The following is an 18581-nucleotide window of genomic DNA, read 5'->3' on the forward strand; positions in this document are numbered from 1 at the left end:
CCGCCCAGCCGCTGCTCGGCGATCATCCTCGCGACTCCCGGCCGGCCGCAGCATGAGCGGCACGGCAGAGGTCGTCCCGGTCGTCCCCGGGTTCCACCCCGACCCCAGCGTGTGCCGTGTCGGCGAGGACTACTACCTCGCGAACTCCTCGTTCGAGTACGTGCCCGCGGTGCCGATCTGGCACTCGCGGGACCTCGTGAGGTGGACGCAGATCGGCAACGCGCTCGTGCGCGACACCCAGTTCCCGGCGGGCCGGGCGCGCGACAGCGGCGGCATCTACGCGCCCACGCTGCGCCACCACGACGGCTGGTTCTGGCTGATCACGTCCGACGTCGGCGACGCGCACGGCGGACAACGGCTGTTCCGGGCCGCCGACGCCGCCGGACCCTGGTCCGACGCGATCGAACTGCCCGAGCTCCGCGGCATCGACCCCGACCTCTGCTGGACCGACGACGGCGAGTGCCTGGTCAGCTACTGCTCCTGGTCGAGCGGTCCGTCCGCCATCTGGCAGGCCGCCATCGACCCCGAGACGGGGCGGGTGCTGGAGGAGCCGCGGCTCCTCTGGACCGGTACCGACCTCGGGCACACGGAGGGCCCGCATCTGCTCCGCCACGGGGACTGGTGGTACCTGGTGGCCGCCGAGGGCGGCACCGAACGGGGGCACGGGGTCTCCGTCGCGCGCTCGCGCGACCCGCGCGGCCCCTTCGAGGCTGCGCCGTCCACCCCGGTCTACTCCCACCGCAGCACCGAGCACCGCGTGCAGAACATCGGCCATGCCGACCTGGTCGAGCGGCCCGACGGAACCTGGGCGGCCGTGCACCTCGGGGTGCGCCCGCGCGGCATGACGCCGTCGTTCCACGTCAACGGGCGCGAGACCTTCCTCGCCGAGGTCGACTGGGTCGACGACTGGCCGGTGTTCCGGCCGTCGGAGGCCGTGCCGCCCGAGCGGGCCTGGGACGTCGACGACGCCTTCGATCGCCTGCATCCGCGCTGGATCTCGCCGCGCGCACGGATCGAGACCTTCGCGAACACCGTACCGGGCGGACTCGAGGTGGCGGCAGCCGATGGAGCGGGCGTGTACGCCCGGCTCCAGGCGATGCACTGGGGGTCCGTGTTCGAGCTCGACCCCCGCCGCGACGCGGTCGTGCACGCCGAGGTGCGGTTCGACGACCGCAACCGGGTCGGCGTGCGCATCGCCGACGGCGGGGCCACCGCCGTCTGGACGGTGGGCGGCCGCGTCGTCGAACTCGGTCATGTCGATGCGTTCGACGGGCGGGTGGAGATCGCCTCGGTGCCGGCTTCGGCCATGGGACCCGACGACCTCGTGCTCTCGGCCGGCGGGCGAGCGCTCGGCACGATCGACGGCCGCTACCTCTCGACCGAGGTCGCGACGGGCTTCACCGGCCGTGTGGCGGGGGTGCGCGTCGAGCGGGGCATCGCCCTCGTGCGGCGCATCTCGATCAGCGAGGCGTGACGGGTGCCCGTGCGCGAAACCGCACGGGCACCCTGACCAGCTCAGCCGAGGCGCTCCCACGGGCCGTTCCGGTCGCCCGGACGGTCGCCGCGCGACCACCACTCGGCGCGCCAGAGCTCGCCGTCGTGCTCGACGACGTCGCCGGAGCCGAAGATGCGCGACGACGTCCACTGGGAGACCCCGCTCGACGCCGTGGCGATCTCCTGCCACGGGCCGCGCGCGGCGCCGGGCTCGTCGTCGCGGCTCCACCAGGTGGCGACCCACGGCGAGCCGTCGAAGGTCACGACGTCCCCCTCGCCGTAGGTGGCGGAGGCACTCCACGCCGCGGGTTCCGACGGCGACGCATCGTCGCCGACGACGATGCCTCGCCCATTGGTCGCGACGTAGACCCGGCCGAAGACGTCCGGATCGCCCTCGATGTCGGCCCCGATCCAGCCCCACTGGTGATCGTCGTCATTGATGCGCGTCCAGCTCGCACCCCCGTCGGTCGAACGGAACACGCCGCGCACCCCGTCACGTCGCGCGGCCGTGAAGATCGTGGGATGCGTCGAGCCCGGGGCGGCCATGCCGAAGCCGACGGTGTCGGCCTGGTCGAAGCCGCTGACGCGCTCCCACTCGCCGCCGCCGTCGACGGAGCGCCACAGCCCGTACGCGCCGTCGGCGTCGCCGCCCGCGAGCCAGACCTCGCCGATGCGGCCGGGCATCGCGGCGAAGCGGACGTTCCCTTCGACCGGGAGGGTCGCGGAATCGAGTGCCGTGAAGCTCGAACCACCGTCAACGGAGCGGTAGAACGTCCCGCCGGCGAAGCCGTAGACGGCGTCCGCGTCGACGCGATCGGCCTCCACGCGCGCCCCGTCCGGGAGGCCGGAGACCGGCGACCAGCTCGCGCCGCCATCCGCGGTGACCTGCGGCGTCGCATCCGCCGGAGCCCAGACCGCTCCCCCGCCCTCGGCCGTCACCGCAACGGTGCCGCCGCCGGTGGCGCCGTCGACCACGGGCGAGGAGGCCCAGGTCGCGCCGCCGTCGCCCGAGAACGCGGCCCGGTGCGCGCCCGCGCCGTCGGTTCCCGCACGCGCGATGGCGCCCTCGGCGAGGCCGGCCGCGTCGACCGCGGTGGCACCGCCGAAGTACGGCTCCTGGAACGTGTTCGTCACCCGGCCGATGTCCTCGTGGACGAAGCCGCCGAGATCGAGCATGGCCGAGACGAGGTCGACGTCCCCGAGCGGGGCGACGAGATCCTGGATCGCGGTCTCCTCGATGCCGTCGGCCGCCGGTGCGAGGTGGATGCGGCCGTCGGGGCGATCCCACTCGGTGAGGTCGTTCGCCCGGTAGATCGTCGCGCCGGTGCCGTACATGAGCTCATCCGAGTTGTGGGGGTCGATCTCGAGCGAGGAGACCATCCAGCCGAGCTTCGGCGTCGGTTCGCTCCACGGGACGGGTTCGCCCGGCTCCTTGCCGAACGCGAGCCAGGGCACGTCGTCGATCGACTGCTCGTACCGGCGCTCGACCGAGGCGGCGCCGTCGCCGCCGTAGGCGTAGTCCCAGATCGGCGACCAGGTCTCGCCGCGGTCCGTGCTGCGGAAGATCAGGATGTCCGGCCACCACTGGATCTGCGTGGCGACCATGATCGTGTCGGGATCGTTGCGATCGACGGTCAGGCCGCCGAACCCGAAGTCGCCGCCCACCGGCCGCTGCATCGGCGTGATCTCGGTCCATTTCCCGTCGTCGAGGCCGTACCGCCAGACCTCCCCGTCGGACCCGTCGTAGGGTCCGCTGGTGTCCGTCGTGGTGATGTAGAGGACGCGGGCCTCCTCGTCGATGACGCCGCGCTGCGGGATGAACCCGGTCGGTGCCCCCTCCACCTCGGACCAGGTCGCGCCGGCGTCGTCGGAGCGGTAGAGGATGTGGTCCTTGTCGGCGACGGCCGTGAAGATCGTCGACGTCGCACTGCCCGACGGCGAGGATGCCGTGTCGAAGGCGCTCCACAGCACGCCGAGTTCGCTCGTGAGGTACGAGTTCTCGGAGGCCGGGTCGGGTGCGTAGTCGCCGACGTTCGGGAAGCTCCCCACCTGCTCGAACGTCGCACCCGCGTCGGTCGAGCGCCACAGGCCCTGGCCCTGCTCGGCACCGAAGTAGAGCACGTCGTTGTCGTTCGGGTCGACCTGCAGGCGTTCGCCGATGCCGCGGCCGGGCATGTTGCCGCCGACCTTGAACGGCAGCTCCGCCGCCTGCCAGGTCTCGCCGTGGTCCGAGGATCGGAGGATCGCGCCGGCGTTCGGGTCCCAGTCGTTCGTGTACATGCCGACGGCGGCGTACACCCGTGCGGTGTCGACGGGGTCGGTCGCGAGGCTCAGGACGCCCAGCCGATTCCAGTCGTCCCAGCCGACGTGGTCGAGCAGCGGCACCCAGCGCTCGGTGTCGCGGTCGAGCCGGTACGCGCCGCCGATGTCGGTCCTGGCGTAGACGAGGCCCTCCTCGGTGGGGTTGTAGACGATCCCCGGGACGTACCCGCCGCCCGAGATCGCCGCGTTCGACCACTCGTACCCGGCGGCGACGGTGGCGGCATCCTCCACCGCGGATGCCGCGGGCACGGCGCCGGCCGTGACCGCGGCCCCCGCGACGAGCATCACCCCCGCGGCGAGGGACGCGGTCCCGGTCCTGGTTCGTGTCCTGCCATGCAGCATGCGCACACTCCTTCGTGTCGTCGTGGATCGCGGTGATCCGTGGGTGACGCTATCGAAGCGCTTCGAGCCGCACAAGGGGCCGGGCCGTCCGGCGAAGCGAGGGCGCTCGGGACGGCCGGCCGCCGGCGGCCGCGGCCGAGCCGACCACGCCTCGACGCGGCCTCGGCCAGGGTGGTGCGACGCTCAGCCCTGAACTTCGCCGGCCGCGCCGTCCTCGCCCGTGATCGGGATCACGGCGCCCTCGCGGATCCACAGCGGCACCGTGTCGAAGCCGTGCGTCTCGCGGCGCCACGCGCCGCCCTCGACCACCTCGCGCGTGAACCAGTTGGTCCAGCGCCCGGCCGGCAGGTAGTACTCGACGTCGCCGGCGTCCGAGAAGACCGGCGCCACGAGCAGGTCGGGTCCGAGGAGGTACTGCCGGTCGAGATGCGCGACCGCCGGGTCGTCGGGGAACTCGAGCACCATCGGCCGCATGACCGGACGCCCCGTGCGGTGCGCCTCCTCCCCCGCCGCGACGAGGTAGGGCCTGAGCGACCGCTTCAGCTTCGCGAAGCGGCGTGCCACCTCCACCGCGCTCTGGCCCGGCGCCTCGTCGCCCGTGTCGAATGCCCACGGCACCCGGTAGCTCGTCGATCCATGCAACCGGGAGTGGCTGGAGAGCAGCCCGAAGGCGAGCCAGCGCTTGAACACGGCCGCGTCGGGGTCGCCCTCGAAGCCGCCGATGTCATGGCTCCAGTATCCGAACCCGCTGAGGGCGAGCGACAGCCCACCCCGCAGGCTCTCGGCCATCGAGACGAAGCTGGACGAGTTGTCGCCGCCCCAGTGGACGGGCATCGACTGCCCCCCGACCGTCGCCGAGCGGGCGAACAGCACCGCCTCCCCCGGGCCGCGCACCTCCTCGAGCACCTCGAAGACGGCCCGGTTGTAGAGCTGGGTGTAGCGGTGGTGCATGGCTTCGGGGTCGCTGCCGTCGTGCCAGACGAGGTCGGCCGGAACACGCTCGCCGAAATCGGTCTTGATCGCGTCGACGCCCTGCGCGAGCAGCCCGCGCACGTGCTCCTGGAACCAGGCGGTCGCGGCCGGATTCGTGAAGTCGACGAGGGCCATGCCCGCCTGCCAGAGGTCCCACTGCCACACCGAGCCATCTCGCCGCTTGACGAGGTAGCCGGCCTCGAGCCCCGAGTCGAACAGCGAGGAGCGCTGCGCGATGTACGGGTTGAGCCAGGCGCTGACGCGGAGTCCGCGATCGTGCAGGCGCCCGAGCATGCCCTCGGGATCGGGGAAGACGCGCGGGTCCCATTCGAAGTCGGTCCAGTGGAACTCGCGCATCCAGAAGCAGTCGAAGTGGAAGACCTCGAGCGGGATGTCGCGCTCGGCCATGCCGTCGATGAACGCGTTCACGGTCTGCTCGTCGTACTCGGTCGTGAAGCTCGTCGAGAGCCACAGCCCGTACGACCAGTCGGGCACGAGCGCCGGGCGCCCGGTGAGGCGGGTGTATCGATCGAGCACCTCGGCGGGGGTCGGCCCGGCGATCACGAAGAACTCCAGGGCCTCCCCGGCGACCGAGAACTGCACCTGTTCGACCGCCTCCGAGCCCACCTCGAACGAGACATGGCCGGCGTGGTTCACGAGTACGCCGTAGCCTCGGCTCGAGAGGTAGAACGGCACGTTCTTGTACGACTGCTCACTGGAGGTGCCGCCGTCGGCATTCCACACGTCGACCGCCTGGCCGTTCTTCACCATGGGCCCGAACCGCTCGCCGAGGCCGTAGACGAGCTCGCCGACGTCGAGTCCGAGCTGGGCGTGCAGGTAGTGCTCGGCCCACGGCCGGCCGTCGGGCGAGACGCCGGCGGGACCGACCGGTTCGGCCGACACGGCCGCGCCGGGCGAGAGCGTGAGCGAGCCGATCGACTTGTGGCCGCTCCGCGTGTACGTGCCGCCGTCGTGCTCGAACGACAGCGACCAGGGCGTGCGCCGCGAGAGCCGCGCCCGCAGCGCGCCGGCGTCGACCACGCCGTCGTCGCCCTCGACCGAGACCACGGCACGGTGCGAGGCATCCGTCACGACCTCGAAGCCCGGATCGGCCTGGCGCCCGCGGTGGCGCTCGACGCGCACCCGAACGACGCCCTCGGCGGGGCTGCCGATCGTGACGGTCAGCGCCCCGCGGTTGAGCACGTCGCCGCGGTCCCGGATCACCCGCGTGGGTGCGAGGGCGACCAGTTCGTCGTCGTGCGCCTCGAGCTCGTAGGCCTCCTGCGCGTACTGCGCCTCCACCCCGGGACGCAACTGCCAGAACCCGTCGGTGAACTTCATCGCCCGACCGCCGTCGCGTGAGGGGTGGTGCTCGTCATTGATGCCTCCGTGGTGCCCGGACGCGTCCGGGATGTGCTGGTGGGAAGCGCGGTCGAATCCATTCGAATCGAACGGATCGAAGCGCTTCGATGCAGCGTAGACGGAATTCGCGCGGCCGCGCAAGTCCGGTTGGCCGCGCGGCTCGCCTGGGTTCTCGAGCCGAACGGCTCAGGCGGGCGCGATCCCCGATTCGGGGTCGTCGAGCAACGGTGCGAAGGCCAGTTCGGCGGCGCCGATGGCGAGCCGGCCCTCGCCGAGCGCCGCGACCCGCAGCTGCACCCCCTCGGCGGCAGGGCTCATCGCCTGGGCGACGACCGCGTCGACGAGGGCGTCGTGATCCCGCTCGGCGATCGTCGCCAGGAAGCCGCCGAGCACCACGACGGCGGGGTTCAGGACGTTGATCGCATTGGCCAGCGCGGTCGACAGGATGCGGCGCTGCCTCGCGAGCTCGTTCGCGACCTCGGGCGAATCGGATGCCTCGAGCGCGGCCTTGAGCGTCGGCTCGTCGGCGCCGGCGAGGCCGACGACCTGGAGCAGCCTGGCGCGGGCGACCTCGTCCTCGAGCACTCCGCCTTCGGCGCGCCGATCGCCGGCCGCGGCGATTCCCGGCCGGTTCTGGCCGAACTCGCCCGCGTAGCCGCCCGCACCGGACACGACGATGCCCCCGATCACGAGACCGCCGCCGATGCCGCTCGCGCCGCCGTTCAGGTAGACGAGGTCGTCGACGCCGCGGCCGGCGCCGAAGAGGTGCTCGGCGAGGGCGCCGAGGCTGGCGTCGTTGCCGACCGCCACCGGCAGCCCGGTGGCGGACTCGACGATCTCGCGGAGCGGCACCTCTCGCCATTCCAGGTGGGGTGCGGCGCGGACGAGTCCGTCGGCCGCGCGCACGAGGCCGGGCACGGCCAGGCCGATGCCGACGATCCGCGCCGACCGGAGGAGGTCGGCGCGCCAGTGCTCGAGCGTCGTGGCCACGAGCTGCGCGACCTCTTCGGGCGAGACCAGGTGATCCACCTCGACCCGTTCGGACACCGGGATGCGGCCGTCGAGGCCCACCGCCGCGATCGTGACGGCATCGACCTCGGGATTGACCGCGATCGCCATGACCCCGGGATGCGCGGCGACCACGGGCGACGGGCGGCCGACGCGATTGGTGGGATCGGGGGCGCGCTCCTCGACGAGACCGGCTTCGACGAGCTCGCCGACGAGCGCCGCGACGGTCGAGCGATTGAGGCCGGTGGACGTGGTCAGCGCGGCCCGCGACCGCGGCCCGTCGAGGTGCACGAGACCGAGGACCTTCGCCAGGTTCCGACGGTGCACCCCGTCGAAGGTGCCGCTGCGCTCTGCCATTCGATCACTCTAGGGGGCTCGCCAGTCGCCTCCGCAGATGTGTCGCGGTCAGCGCGGAACCCGCTGCACGGCGTATCCTCGAAGCGCTTCGACTTCCACTCGCTCGAGGCATCCGTCTCTCACTGGAGGACCCCATGACCACGACGCCGTCCGTCGACTCCGGCGACCGCTCGCACGCCCTCGCACCGATCGAGTCCGTCGCCCAGATCTCGAGCGCCCTGCGGGACACCGACCCGACGCTCGATCCACGGCTCGCAGCGAAGGCGCGGCAGGCGGCGGCCGACGGCGTCGTGCTCCTGCGGAACGACGGCGTACTGCCCTTCGGCGAGCGGACGGTGGCCGTGTTCGGGCGGGTCCAACTCGACTGGTTCGCGGTGGGGTACGGCTCCGGCGGCGACGTGAAGGTGCCCTACGTGTGGAACCTGCTCGCCGGCCTCCGCGACGCCGGTGTGCGGGTCGACGACGCGCTCGCCGACCGGTACGCGAGCTGGACCGCCGCGAACCGCCCCGAGATCTCGACCGAGTGGGGGCGCTGGCCGCACCACTTCGCCGAGATGCCGGTGGAGGCCACGGTCGCCGAGGCGGCCGCCGAGCGGGCCGAGGTCGCGGTCGTGGTCCTCGGGCGGGCGGCCGGCGAGGCGCGGGACAGCCTCCTCGAGCCCGGCAGCTACTTCCTCGCCGCCGAGGAGACCGAGCTGCTCGACCGGGTCACGGCCGCCTTCGAGCGCACGGTGGTCGTCATCGACGCGGGCAACGTGATGGACCTCGGCTGGCTCGACCGCTATGGCGACCGCATCGCCGGCCTCCTGTACGCCTGGCAGGGCGGCATGGAGGGGGCGCGCGCCGTCGCCGGCGTCCTCGCCGGGGAGATCGCTCCGAGCGGCAGGCTGACCGACACGATCGCCACGCGCTACGACGATTACCCGAGCGCCGAGAACTTCGGAGACGCCGAGGTCACGGTCTACGCCGAGGACATCTTCGTCGGCTACCGCTACTTCGAGACCTTCGCGCCGGAGCGGGTGCTGTTCCCCTTCGGCTTCGGGCTCGGGTACGCCGAGTTCGAGGAGAGGGTGGTGGATGCCTCGGTGACGGCGGATCGCGTCGAGGTGATCGTCGAGGTCGCCAACGTCGGCACGCGGCATCCCGGCAGGCAGACCGTGCAGCTCTACGTGGCGAAGCCCGGACGGGCGCTCGCCCAGCCGGCACGCGAGCTCGCCGGCTTCGCCAAGACCTCGCTCCTCGCGCCCGGCGATCGCGAGCGCGTGACGATCACCGTCGAGCTCGCCGAGCTCGCCTCGTACGATGACGCCGGCTCCACCGGTCACCGCAACTGCTGGGTGCTCGAGGCGGGCGAGTACGACTTCCTCATGGGCACCGACGTGCGCCGGGCGACATCCGCCGCGTCCGTCACCCTCGACGACCTCCGCGTCGTGCGCCGCGTCCAGGAGGCGGCGGCCGTCGACCCCCGGACGCCCTTCCGGAAGATGACCGCGGCGCGCGACGGCGAGGGGCGGGTGCGCGTCGCGTGGGAGGACGCGCCGACCTCGACGGTCGATCGGCGTGCGCGCGTGCTCTCGGACCCGCTGCGGCTCGTCCCGCCGACGGGCGACCGGGGCATCCGCCTCGATGCGGTCGCAGCGGGGACCGCGACGCTGGACGACTTCATCGCCCAGTTGACGATCGACGAACTCGCAGACCTCGCGCGCGGCGACGTGATCATGGACAGCCCGCTCGGCACGCCGGGCAACGCCGGCGTGCTCGGCGGGGTGTCCGCCTCACTCCGAGCCAAGGGTGTGCTGCCCGTGACGACGGCAGACGGGCCGAGCGGCATCCGGTTGTCCGCATACGCCTCGCTCCTGCCGTCGGGGACAGCCCTCGCCTCGACCTGGGACCCGGAACTGGTGCGGGAACTCGCCGAGCTCCACGGCCGGGAGATGGTGCGCAAGGGCGCCCATGTGCTCCTCGGCCCCGGCATGAACCTGCACCGGAACCCGCTCTGCGGGCGCAACTTCGAGTACTTCTCCGAGGACCCGCTGATCACCGGCCGGCTCGCGACGGCCGTCGTGGCCGGCCTCCAGTCGCAGGGCGTCGCGGCCTGCCCCAAGCACTTCGCGGCGAACAACCAGGAGGAGTCGCGCACGCTCAACGATTCCCGGGTGTCGGAGCGCGCGCTCCGGGAGCTGTACCTGCGCGGCTTCGAGATCTGCGTGCGCGAGGCACGGCCGTTGGCGATGATGACCTCGTACAACAAGGTCAACGGCGTCTGGTCCCACTACCACCGCGACCTCGTCACCACGATCCTGCGCGAGGAATGGGGCTTCGAGGGGTGCGTCATGACCGACTGGTGGATGGAGTCGGCGGTGGATCCCGACTTCCCCGCGCTCGAGGACAACGCGTACCGCGTCCGCGCCCAGGTCGACGTGCTGATGCCGGGCGGCGTGAAGGACGAGGGCGGCCGGCAGTCGTACGTCGACCGCACGATCCAGGACTCCGTCGCGCGCGAGGGCGGGCTGAGCCTCGAGGAACTGCAGCGCGGGGCGCGCAACGTCCTGCGCCTGGTCCTGGCGCTCGCGCCCGTGATCACCGCGCGGGCGTGACGACGGCGGCATCCGCCCGTGAGCAGGCGGGCATCCGTCCGTGCGCTCCGAGCACCCGTCCGCACCCCCGGCCGTCCAGGCCGCGAGCACCGCGGCTCGAAAGGTTTGACGGATCGCCGTGCGTCTGACTATCCTCAGTCGAAGCGGTTCGATAGTTGGAGTTTCGAACAAATACTCGAACCGCGTTTGTCCCACAAAGGAGTGACATGAAAGAGTGTGCGATCGCCCGTCGGTCGGCGCCGGGAACGGCGACCCGATGACCACGTCAGGCGTCATCCAGGAGCTCACGGCCACCGGCCTCGAGGAGAGCCCGAAGGCCGAGCAGGCCGAGCGCAGGCGCAAGCAGCGGGGCGGACGGCGGCCCTCCTTCACCATGTTCCTCGTGATCGTGCCGTTCCTGGTGCTGATCTTCCTCTTCTCCTACTTCCCGCTGTACGGCTGGATCTACTCGCTCTACGACTACAAGCCGGCACTCGGGCTGCAGGGCAGCGAGTTCGTCGGACTGCAGTGGTTCCAACTGCTCGTCGGATCGCCGACCCAGGTCGCCCAGATCGGCCAGGTGCTGCTCAACACCCTCGCGATCAGCTTCCTGGGCATCGCGACCTCGGTCCTGCCGCTCGCCTTCGCGATCTTCCTCAACGAGGTCAAGGCGCCCTGGTTCCGAGGCGCCGTGCAGACGCTGACCACCCTGCCGAACTTCATCTCGTGGGTGCTCGTCTACATGATCGCGTTCTCGCTCTTCTCGAGCACCGGTCTCGTGAACGGCGTGCTCTCGGACATGGGCCTCATCACCGTTCCGGTCAAGTTCCTCGACAGCGACGAGAACGTCTGGATCACCATGACCCTGTGGAGCGTCTGGAAGGGACTCGGCTGGGGCGCGATCATCTACCTCGCGGCCATCAGCGGCATCGACCGCGAGCTCTACGAGGCGGCGGAGATCGACGGCGCGGGGCGCTTCCAGCGGATGTGGTACATCACGGTCCCGCAGCTGATGCCGACGTACATCGTGCTGCTCCTGCTCTCCGTCGCGAACCTCCTGAACAACGGCATGGAGCAGTACTACGTGTTCCAGAACGCCTTCAACAAGGAGCACATCCAGGTGCTCGACCTGTACGTCTACAACATCGGCATGACCGGCAACAACCTGTCGATGGCCACCGCGATCGGCATGCTCAAGAGCCTCATCTCGGTCGCACTCCTGTTCACCGTCAACGGCATCGCGAAGCGTGTTCGCGGCCAGTCGATCGTCTGAGGGGGCCGAGATGACCACCACCACCTCCACCACCGCGCTCACCGCCGTCAACCCGACGCAGCAGCCGCGGACCCCCGCTCCCCGCCGCACCCCGGGCTCGATCGCCTTCACGATGCTGAACGCCCTCGTGTTCGTCCTGCTCGCGTTCGTGTGCGCGTACCCCTTCTACTACCTCATCATCAACTCGGTCAGTGCCAACGATCTGGCCGCCCTCGGCGAGGTGCGCTGGTTCCCGCAGGGCTTCCACCTCTCCAACTACGAGCAGGTGTTCCAGCTGAACGGCCTGCCGATGGCGGCGATCGTGACCGTCGCCCGCACCGTGATCGGCACCGCCGCGACCGTGCTCGCCTCGGCGTTCCTCGGCTTCATGTTCACGCAGGAGCGCATGTGGGCCAGGCAGTTCTGGTACCGGTTCACGATCATCACGATGTACTTCAGCGCCGGACTCATCCCCGTGTTCATCGTCATGAAGAACCTCGGGCTGACGAACAACTTCTGGGTCTACGTGCTGCCGTTCATCGTGCAGCCGTTCTTCATCATCCTCGTGAAGACCTACGTGGAGTCGATGCCGGCGTCGTTGCAGGAGGCCGCCGAGGTCGACGGTGCGAACATCGTGCAGATCTTCTTCCGCATCTACCTGCCGAACATGACCCCGATCCTCGCGACGGTCGCCATCTTCTCCGGCGTCGCCCAGTGGAACAGCTTCCAGGACACGCTGATCTACATCACCGACCAGAGCCTGTACACGCTGCAGTACCTGCTCTACATGTTCATCAACCAGGCGAACAGCCTCGCCCAGGCGATGGCCAACTCGGGCGGCAATGTGGGCGCGATCGTGGATGCCGCGACCTCGCAGACGCCGACCTCGATCCGCATGACGATCTCGGTCATCGTCGTGCTGCCCATCATCTTCATCTACCCGCTGTTCCAGCGCTTCTTCGTCAAGGGCATCATGCTCGGCGCGGTCAAGGGCTGACCGGCACCCCTGCACCATCACACCACCAGAGAGGAAAGCAATGAAGCTCCGAAAGAAGGTCGCCGCAGTGGCGTCGGCTCTGGCCACGATCGGCATGTTGGCCGCCTGCACCCCCGGCGCCGCCCAGGAGGACCGCGCCGCGGTCTCCGAGTTCCCCACGAGCTGGGACGAGGAGATCACGATCGACGTCTTCGACGGGCTCGCGAACTACCAGGGCATGCAGGAGGGGTGGTTCGGCAAGCTCGTCAAGGACAAGTTCAACATGAAGCTGAACATCATCGCCCCGAACGTGGCCGGTGGTGGCGACACCCTCTTCAACACGAGGGTGACCGCAGGGGACCTCGGCGACCTGATCATCACCGACCAGGGCGAGAAGCTGGACGAGCTCATCGCGGGCGGCCTGGTCCTCGACTCGGCGCCGTACTACGGCGCCATGGACGACGCCGCCCGCTTCGATGCCGCCGTCGCCCGCATCAACGAGGAGAGCGGCGGCACGTACGCCTTCCCCTCGCAGGTCTCCTCCATCAAGCCGACGGAGCCCTCGGAGGGCCTCGACCCCACGTTCGGCCCCTACGTGCGCTGGGACCTCTACAAGGAGGCCGGCTACCCCCAGCTCGACACGCTCGAGGACCTGCTTCCCGCCCTGCAGAAGATGCAGGAGATCCAGCCGACCGCCCCGAACGGCCAGAAGACGTACGCCATCTCGCTCTTCAAGGACTGGGACGGCAACATGATGAACAACGCGAAGCAGCCGACGACGTTCTACGGCTACGACGAGCTGGGCTTCGTGCTGGCGAAGGCCGACGGCGAGGACTACCAGGGCATCCTCGACGAGGACGGCGAGTACTTCCGCGCGCTGAAGTTCTACCACGACGCCAACGCGCTCGGCCTGGTCGACCCCGATTCGACCACCCAGAACTACGACACGCTCTGGACGAAGTACCAGAACGGACAGGTGCTGTTCTCGTTCTGGCCGTGGCTCGGGCAGGCCGCCTACAACACCGAGGAGAACACGGCCGCCGGCCGGGGCTTCATGATCGCCCCGCTGCAGGACCAGACCATCTTCTCGTACGGCGCTCCGGCGTACGGCGGCAAGCAGGTGCTCGCCATCGGCTCGAAGGCGGAGGACCCCGAGCGCATCGCGGCCTTCATCGACTGGCTCTACTCCCCCGAGGGCACGCTCTCGAACAACAGCCAGACCATGGGCGCCGCCGGCCCCGAGGGCCTCACCTGGGAGATGGACGGAGACGAGCCGGTCCTGACCGACTTCGGCAAGGAGGTCTTCCTCAACGGTGACGCCGAAGTGCCGGCCGAGTGGGGCGGTGGCAGCTACATCGACGGCACGTCGGCCCTGAACATCAGCGCGGTCCTGCCCATCGACGTCGACCCCGAGCGCGGCTTCCCGTACAGCTACAAGCTGTGGCCGTCCTACCAGGCGCTGATCGAGACGCCGCTGAGCACGGACTGGTCGACCAACATGGACGACGCCTCGACCACGATCGACTACCTCACGAAGAACGAGCAGATCATGGTCGCCCCCGGTGCGAGCTACACGGCCCCCGCCGACAGCTCCGAGATCGAGACCCTGCGCAACCAGGTGAAGGCCACGGTCGTGCAGTACTCGTGGCAGATGATCTTCGCCGAGAGCGAGGCGGAGTTCGACTCGCTGAAGGCGAAGCTGCAGGAGACGGCCGACGGCCTCGGGTACGAGCAGGTGCTCGAGTTCGACATGGCGAACGCCGAGGACCAGAACGACCTGCGCGTCGAGGTCGCGAAGGAGTTCGGCTGATCACGATGCGGCGATGAGGAAGCCCGGGGCAGGCGCCCCGGGCTTTCCTCATGTCCGCGCCAGGCGCGCGTCAGTCGCGGTGTCGTGCGTGGACCGCGCGGAACAGGAACGCACTGCCGTAGGCGCCGAGCGAGCAGCCGATGGTCGCGACCACCAGGACGAACGGCGGGAAGATCACCGCGAGGCATCCGATGGTCACCGGGATGAGCAGCAGCCCCAGGGTGCGGATCGGCTCCGCGGCCGGCAGGAGCAACGCGTTCTTGAGCGTCTGGCGGAACGAGTTGCGGTACGCGGCCACCAGCGCCATGGCGTGCAGGAACGCGGCGAACGCGTACGCCGCAGCCAGGAAGGCGATCGCGGCGAGCGCCGTGACGAACGGCTCGGGGTTGAAGAGCCAGAAGAGTCCGCTGAAGACGAGCGCGGCGGCCGGCACGAGCAGGCACAGCATCAGCAGCGTGGCTTGGACGAAGTTGCGGCCGAACGCCGGGAAGTAGCCGGCGACGGGCCGGCCGCGCTCCTCGTCGGCATAGCGGATCGTCACCTCGTCGAGCGCGCTCACCGCGGCGCCGATCGTCACGATCGGCACGCAGCTCACGAGGAAGATCACGTTGAGCGCGATGAACGCGAGGAAGGTCGTGAGGCCGTCGAGCGCCTTGTTCTCGGGGTCGATGCGCACGCCGTCAGGCCTCGTCCACGGCGAGCTTCGAGGTCACCAGACGAGGCGCGAGCAGGTTGACCCGTTCGGTCGGCTCGCCCGCCAGGAGCGCCTCGAGGACCCGTGTCGCGGCGGCGCCGATCTCCTCGGCCGGAAGGTCGATGACCTCCGTGAGCCCGCCGACCGCGTGCGCGACCTCGGGCGGGCACAGGGCGATGAGGTCGATCGCCGCGGCGGCGGGCGCCCCGACCGCACGCGCACGGAGCCGATCGGCCACATGGGGAAGCGCGCCCTCGTTGTGCACGAAGAGACCGCTGATCGAGGAGTCGTGATCGAGCACCTCGTCGAGCAGTCGGGCGGCATCGGCACCGCTCGGCGACGGGTGGATGCTCCCCTCGACCCCGAAGGCCGCGCAGGCCTCGGTGAAGCCCCTGGCGAGCCGGTCGGCGTACGACGTGTGGCGGGTCACCACCTCGGGCGGCGACCCGACGAGTGCGATCCGCCGATGCCCGCGCTCGACGAGTCGCTCGACGGCGAGCGCCCCGGCGGCCTGGAAGTCGAAGTCGACGCAGGTCAGGTCCTCGGCGCCGGCCGGCAGGCCGATGAGCACCGCCGGCGCACCGAGCGCCGCGATCGTGGCGAGCCTCGTGTCGTCGGATTCGACGTCCATCACGAGGAAGGCGTCCACGCTCGACGAGCGGTCGGCGCGCTCGAGCCCGCTCGCGTCGTCGCTCGCGAGCAGCAGGATGTCGTACTCCTGCTTGCGCGCCTCGCTCACGACGCCCGCGACGATCTGCATGACGACCTGCACGTCGACGCCCGCGCGCAGCGGCGCCTGCAGGCCGATCACGTGGCTCGCCTGCGAGGCCAGGGATCGTGCGCCGGCATGCGGCCGGAAGTCGAGCTCCTCGATCGCGCGGGCGACCCGCTCCTGCGTCTTGACCGAGATGGTGCGCTTGCCGCTCATCACGTAGGACACGGTGGAGATCGAGACCCCCGCTGCCTTCGCGACATCCGCGATCGTCGTCATGACACCCCTTCTGCTAGATGACCGACCGGTTGGAGTCGGGTGACCGCGCCGGGGCGGAGCTCGCACCCGAGCGCCTCGATGCCGGGCCCCAGCACGTCGATCCGGCACGGGCCCTCGGCGTGGAGCTCGACGGTGAGGATCCGTCCTTCGGACCAGTGCAGGTCCACCGTAACGCCCCCGCGGGCCCGGATCCCGTGGACGCGCCCCTCGACCCAGCCGGGCGGCAGGGCGGGCAGCAGGCGGAGCACCCCGCCGTGCGACTGCACGAGCGCCTCGGCGATCGCGGCCGTGAGCCCCAGGTTGCCGTCGACCTGGAACGGCGGATGCGCGCTGAACAGGTTGCCGTAGAGCCCGCCGCGGTGCTCGCCGGCGACGTGGCCGTGCCCGTCGGCGGCCGGAGGTCCGTCGCCGTCGGCGGGACGCAGCGCGAGCGCGAGCTGGCGCTCCACGCGATCGCCGTCGCCGAGGCGAGCCCACATCGCCGCCCGCCAGGCGAGCGCCCACCCGGTGGACTCCTCGCCGCGGCCGAGGATCGACGCCCTGGCCGCATCGGCGAGCTCGGGAGTGCGCTCCGGGGTGATGCGGGCGAAGGGGAAGAGGCCGACGAGGTGCGAGAGGTGCCGGTGGCCGGGCTCGGCCTCGGCGAGGTCGCGCGACCACTCGGCGAGGGTCCCGTCGCCCCTGACGCGCAGGCTCGGCAGGAGCCCGGTCGTCTCGACGAGTTCGGCGATGAGCGCGGTGACCTCCTGGTCGCGCTCGTCGAGCACCGCGGCGGCGGAGGCGCAGACGTCGCCGAGTTCGCGCAGCAGTTCGCAGTCCATGGTCGACGACTCGTCGACCGAGCGCATGGCGCCCGTGGCATCGAGGTAGTGGTTCTCGGGCGAGGTCGACGGGCTCGTGCGGGCGCCCGCTCGGTCGCGCTGGATCCAGGAGCGGGCGAAGCGCGCCGCGCCGACGACGGCCGGCCATGACGCCCGCAGCTCGGCGACGTCGGCATCGGTGCCCGGGCTGAAGGCGAAGTGCTCCCACGCGTGCAGCGCGAGCCACACTCCGCCCATGGGCCAGAACGCCCACGCGGGGTCGCCGGCTCCCGCTCCCACCGGTGCGGCGTGGCCCCAGACGTCGGAGTTGTGGTGCATGGCCCAGCCGTCGGCGCCGTGCAGGTCTCGCGCGACGACGGCCCCGGGCCCGGCGGCAACCTCGCGCACGAAGCGCAGGAGCGGTTCGTGGCACTCCCCCAGCGCCGTCACCTCGGCGGGCCAGTAGGCCATCTGGAGGTTGATGTTCGTCGTGTACGCGCTCGACCAGGGGCCGGGCAGTTCGGCGTTCCAGAGCCCTTGGAGGGTGAGCGGTCGGCCCCCGGGCTGCGATCCGGCCATGAGCAGGTACCGGCCGTAGTGGAAGGCGAGCGCGGCGAGCCCCGGATCGGGCCGCTCGGAGGCGCGCCGCACGCGTTCGTCGGTGTCGAGCATCGCGACGTCGGGGTGGGAGGGCAGTTCCAGCGAGCAGCGCAGGTACTGCTCGCGATGCACCGCGATGTGGGCCTCGCGCAGCGCCGCGCCGTCGCGCTCCCGTCGCGGCGCCGCGACCGTCGTCGACGCGGCGTGCGCCTCCGGGGCGGCGGGTCCGACTCGCGTGAGCACGCGCACGAGGTGCTCGGTCGCAGGCGGGGTCAGGACGCCGTCGTCGGATGCCTCGCAGCGGGCGCCGACGGACACGGTGACGGTCGCGACGCGGCCGCGCTCGACGTCGTAGCGGATCGGCTCGGCGGGTTGCTCGTGCCCGGGCGCGACGTCGACGGGCAGCCACCACTCGGCCTCGAAGCCGTCGCCGGTCGGCGTGTTCGCCCGGCGGCGCCTGAGCCGCGCGTCATGCGCGAGGCGCAGCCGCACGGGCCGGGAGGCGACGACCCGGTGGAGGATCGCCCCGGTCGGGCGATCGGCCCAGGTCTCGTGCTGCACGCGGCATCCGTCGATCCCGTAGTGCTGGCTCGCGATGCCGGTCGTGAGGTCGAGCGCCCGGTGGTAGCCGCTCGCCTCGCCGGTCGGGCCGGCGACCTCGACGTCGACCCGTCCGAGCGGCAGGAATGCCTGCACCCACGGCGTCTGCTGGCGCTGGAGCAGGCGCTCGGCCTCAGCCGCGTCGCCGTCGTCGACCGCGCGCCGGACCGCGGCGAGCGCGTCGGCTGCGCGGTCCTCGACACCGGCGAGCGGGTCGGCCCCTGGGAGCCCCGACCACGCCTCCAGGTCGTTGAGCCAGAGTCGTTCGTACCCGGCACCGCCGGCGCACATCGCACCCCGTCGCCCGTTGCCGACGGGAAGCGCGTCGGTCCAGGCGCGGGAAGGATGCGCGTACTGCAGCGTGTGCAGCGACGCGCGGGCCTGCGTGGACATGGTCACCCGAGTAGTATATGTTCGCGATGTTG

11 protein-coding genes are annotated in these 18581 nt (G+C 71.1%); 5 read left to right on the forward strand and 6 right to left on the reverse strand.

Annotated elements, in window-relative coordinates; genetic code table 11:
* Positions 1–52 precede the first annotated feature (52 nt).
* On the forward strand, positions 53–1474 hold the full coding sequence (locus GQQ95_RS00350) for a glycoside hydrolase family 43 protein (protein ID WP_157425655.1): 1422 nt from the start codon (positions 53–55) through the stop codon (positions 1472–1474).
* 41 nt (positions 1475–1515) lie between these two features.
* Here the strand turns inward: GQQ95_RS00350 and GQQ95_RS00355 are convergent, their stop codons facing one another.
* The 3 genes from GQQ95_RS00355 to GQQ95_RS00365 all read right to left on the reverse strand — a co-directional run bounded on the left by GQQ95_RS00355 (position 1516) and on the right by GQQ95_RS00365 (position 7857).
* Complete coding sequence (locus GQQ95_RS00355) at positions 1516–4158, reverse strand: carbohydrate-binding protein (RefSeq protein WP_157425656.1); 2643 nt, start codon at positions 4156–4158, stop codon at positions 1516–1518.
* Positions 4159–4341: 183 nt separating this feature from the next.
* Positions 4342–6471, reverse strand: coding sequence for an alpha-xylosidase (gene yicI, locus GQQ95_RS00360; RefSeq protein ID WP_157425657.1), 2130 nt, complete (start codon positions 6469–6471; stop codon positions 4342–4344).
* A 207-nt stretch (positions 6472–6678) separates the two neighbouring features.
* Positions 6679–7857: an ROK family transcriptional regulator gene (locus GQQ95_RS00365; RefSeq protein ID WP_157425658.1), complete on the reverse strand. Its 1179-nt coding sequence runs from the start codon at positions 7855–7857 to the stop codon at positions 6679–6681.
* Positions 7858–7991: 134 nt separating this feature from the next.
* On the opposite strand from GQQ95_RS00365, the gene GQQ95_RS00370 reads away from it, so the two are divergent.
* From GQQ95_RS00370 to GQQ95_RS00385, 4 genes are all read left to right on the forward strand, one after another.
* A complete protein-coding gene (locus GQQ95_RS00370) occupies positions 7992–10454 on the forward strand; it encodes a glycoside hydrolase family 3 protein (protein WP_157425659.1) in 2463 nt (820 codons plus the stop codon).
* Between the two features lie 256 nt (positions 10455–10710).
* Positions 10711–11706, forward strand: a complete 996-nt coding sequence (locus tag GQQ95_RS00375; protein WP_157425660.1) for an ABC transporter permease — start codon at positions 10711–10713, stop codon at positions 11704–11706.
* Positions 11707–11716: 10 nt separating this feature from the next.
* Positions 11717–12682, forward strand: coding sequence for a carbohydrate ABC transporter permease (locus GQQ95_RS00380; protein WP_157425661.1), 966 nt, complete (start codon positions 11717–11719; stop codon positions 12680–12682).
* Positions 12683–12722: 40 nt separating this feature from the next.
* Positions 12723–14471 (forward strand): type 2 periplasmic-binding domain-containing protein, encoded by a 1749-nt coding sequence (locus GQQ95_RS00385; protein WP_157425662.1) that lies wholly within the window; start codon positions 12723–12725, stop codon positions 14469–14471.
* Positions 14472–14541: 70 nt separating this feature from the next.
* Here the strand turns inward: GQQ95_RS00385 and GQQ95_RS00390 are convergent, their stop codons facing one another.
* From GQQ95_RS00390 to GQQ95_RS00400, 3 genes are read right to left on the reverse strand one after another with little or no spacing between them, the layout of a single operon-like run.
* A complete protein-coding gene (locus GQQ95_RS00390; RefSeq protein WP_157425663.1) occupies positions 14542–15147 on the reverse strand; it encodes a DUF624 domain-containing protein in 606 nt (201 codons plus the stop codon).
* Positions 15148–15151: 4 nt separating this feature from the next.
* Positions 15152–16156, reverse strand: coding sequence for a LacI family DNA-binding transcriptional regulator (locus GQQ95_RS00395; RefSeq protein WP_157425664.1), 1005 nt, complete (start codon positions 16154–16156; stop codon positions 15152–15154).
* Positions 16153–18549 carry a glycosyl hydrolase family 95 catalytic domain-containing protein gene (locus tag GQQ95_RS00400; protein ID WP_157426104.1) on the reverse strand — a complete coding sequence of 799 codons (2397 nt, stop codon included), beginning with the start codon at positions 18547–18549 and terminating at the stop codon, positions 16153–16155. The genes GQQ95_RS00395 and GQQ95_RS00400 overlap by 4 nt, the downstream gene beginning before the upstream one ends.
* Positions 18550–18581: the final 32 nt, after the last annotated feature.

The sequence above is a fragment of the Agromyces salentinus genome, from assembly GCF_009749395.1.
Lineage (GTDB): Bacteria > Actinomycetota > Actinomycetes > Actinomycetales > Microbacteriaceae > Agromyces > Agromyces salentinus.

What these genes read in the sequence shown, in the direction of transcription:
- GQQ95_RS00355 (WP_157425656.1), bottom strand. Translation starts at nt 4,158, where the DNA reads ATGCTGCATGGCAGGACACGAACCAGGACCGGGACCGCGTCCCTCGCC.
- GQQ95_RS00385 (WP_157425662.1), top strand. Translation starts at nt 12,723, where the DNA reads ATGAAGCTCCGAAAGAAGGTCGCCGCAGTGGCGTCGGCTCTGGCCACG.
- GQQ95_RS00395 (WP_157425664.1), bottom strand. Translation starts at nt 16,156, where the DNA reads ATGACGACGATCGCGGATGTCGCGAAGGCAGCGGGGGTCTCGATCTCC.
- GQQ95_RS00380 (WP_157425661.1), top strand. Translation starts at nt 11,717, where the DNA reads ATGACCACCACCACCTCCACCACCGCGCTCACCGCCGTCAACCCGACG.
- GQQ95_RS00375 (WP_157425660.1), top strand. Translation starts at nt 10,711, where the DNA reads ATGACCACGTCAGGCGTCATCCAGGAGCTCACGGCCACCGGCCTCGAG.
- yicI (WP_157425657.1), bottom strand. Translation starts at nt 6,471, where the DNA reads ATGAAGTTCACCGACGGGTTCTGGCAGTTGCGTCCCGGGGTGGAGGCG.
- GQQ95_RS00370 (WP_157425659.1), top strand. Translation starts at nt 7,992, where the DNA reads ATGACCACGACGCCGTCCGTCGACTCCGGCGACCGCTCGCACGCCCTC.
- GQQ95_RS00365 (WP_157425658.1), bottom strand. Translation starts at nt 7,857, where the DNA reads ATGGCAGAGCGCAGCGGCACCTTCGACGGGGTGCACCGTCGGAACCTG.
- GQQ95_RS00400 (WP_157426104.1), bottom strand. Translation starts at nt 18,549, where the DNA reads ATGTCCACGCAGGCCCGCGCGTCGCTGCACACGCTGCAGTACGCGCAT.
- GQQ95_RS00350 (WP_157425655.1), top strand. Translation starts at nt 53, where the DNA reads ATGAGCGGCACGGCAGAGGTCGTCCCGGTCGTCCCCGGGTTCCACCCC.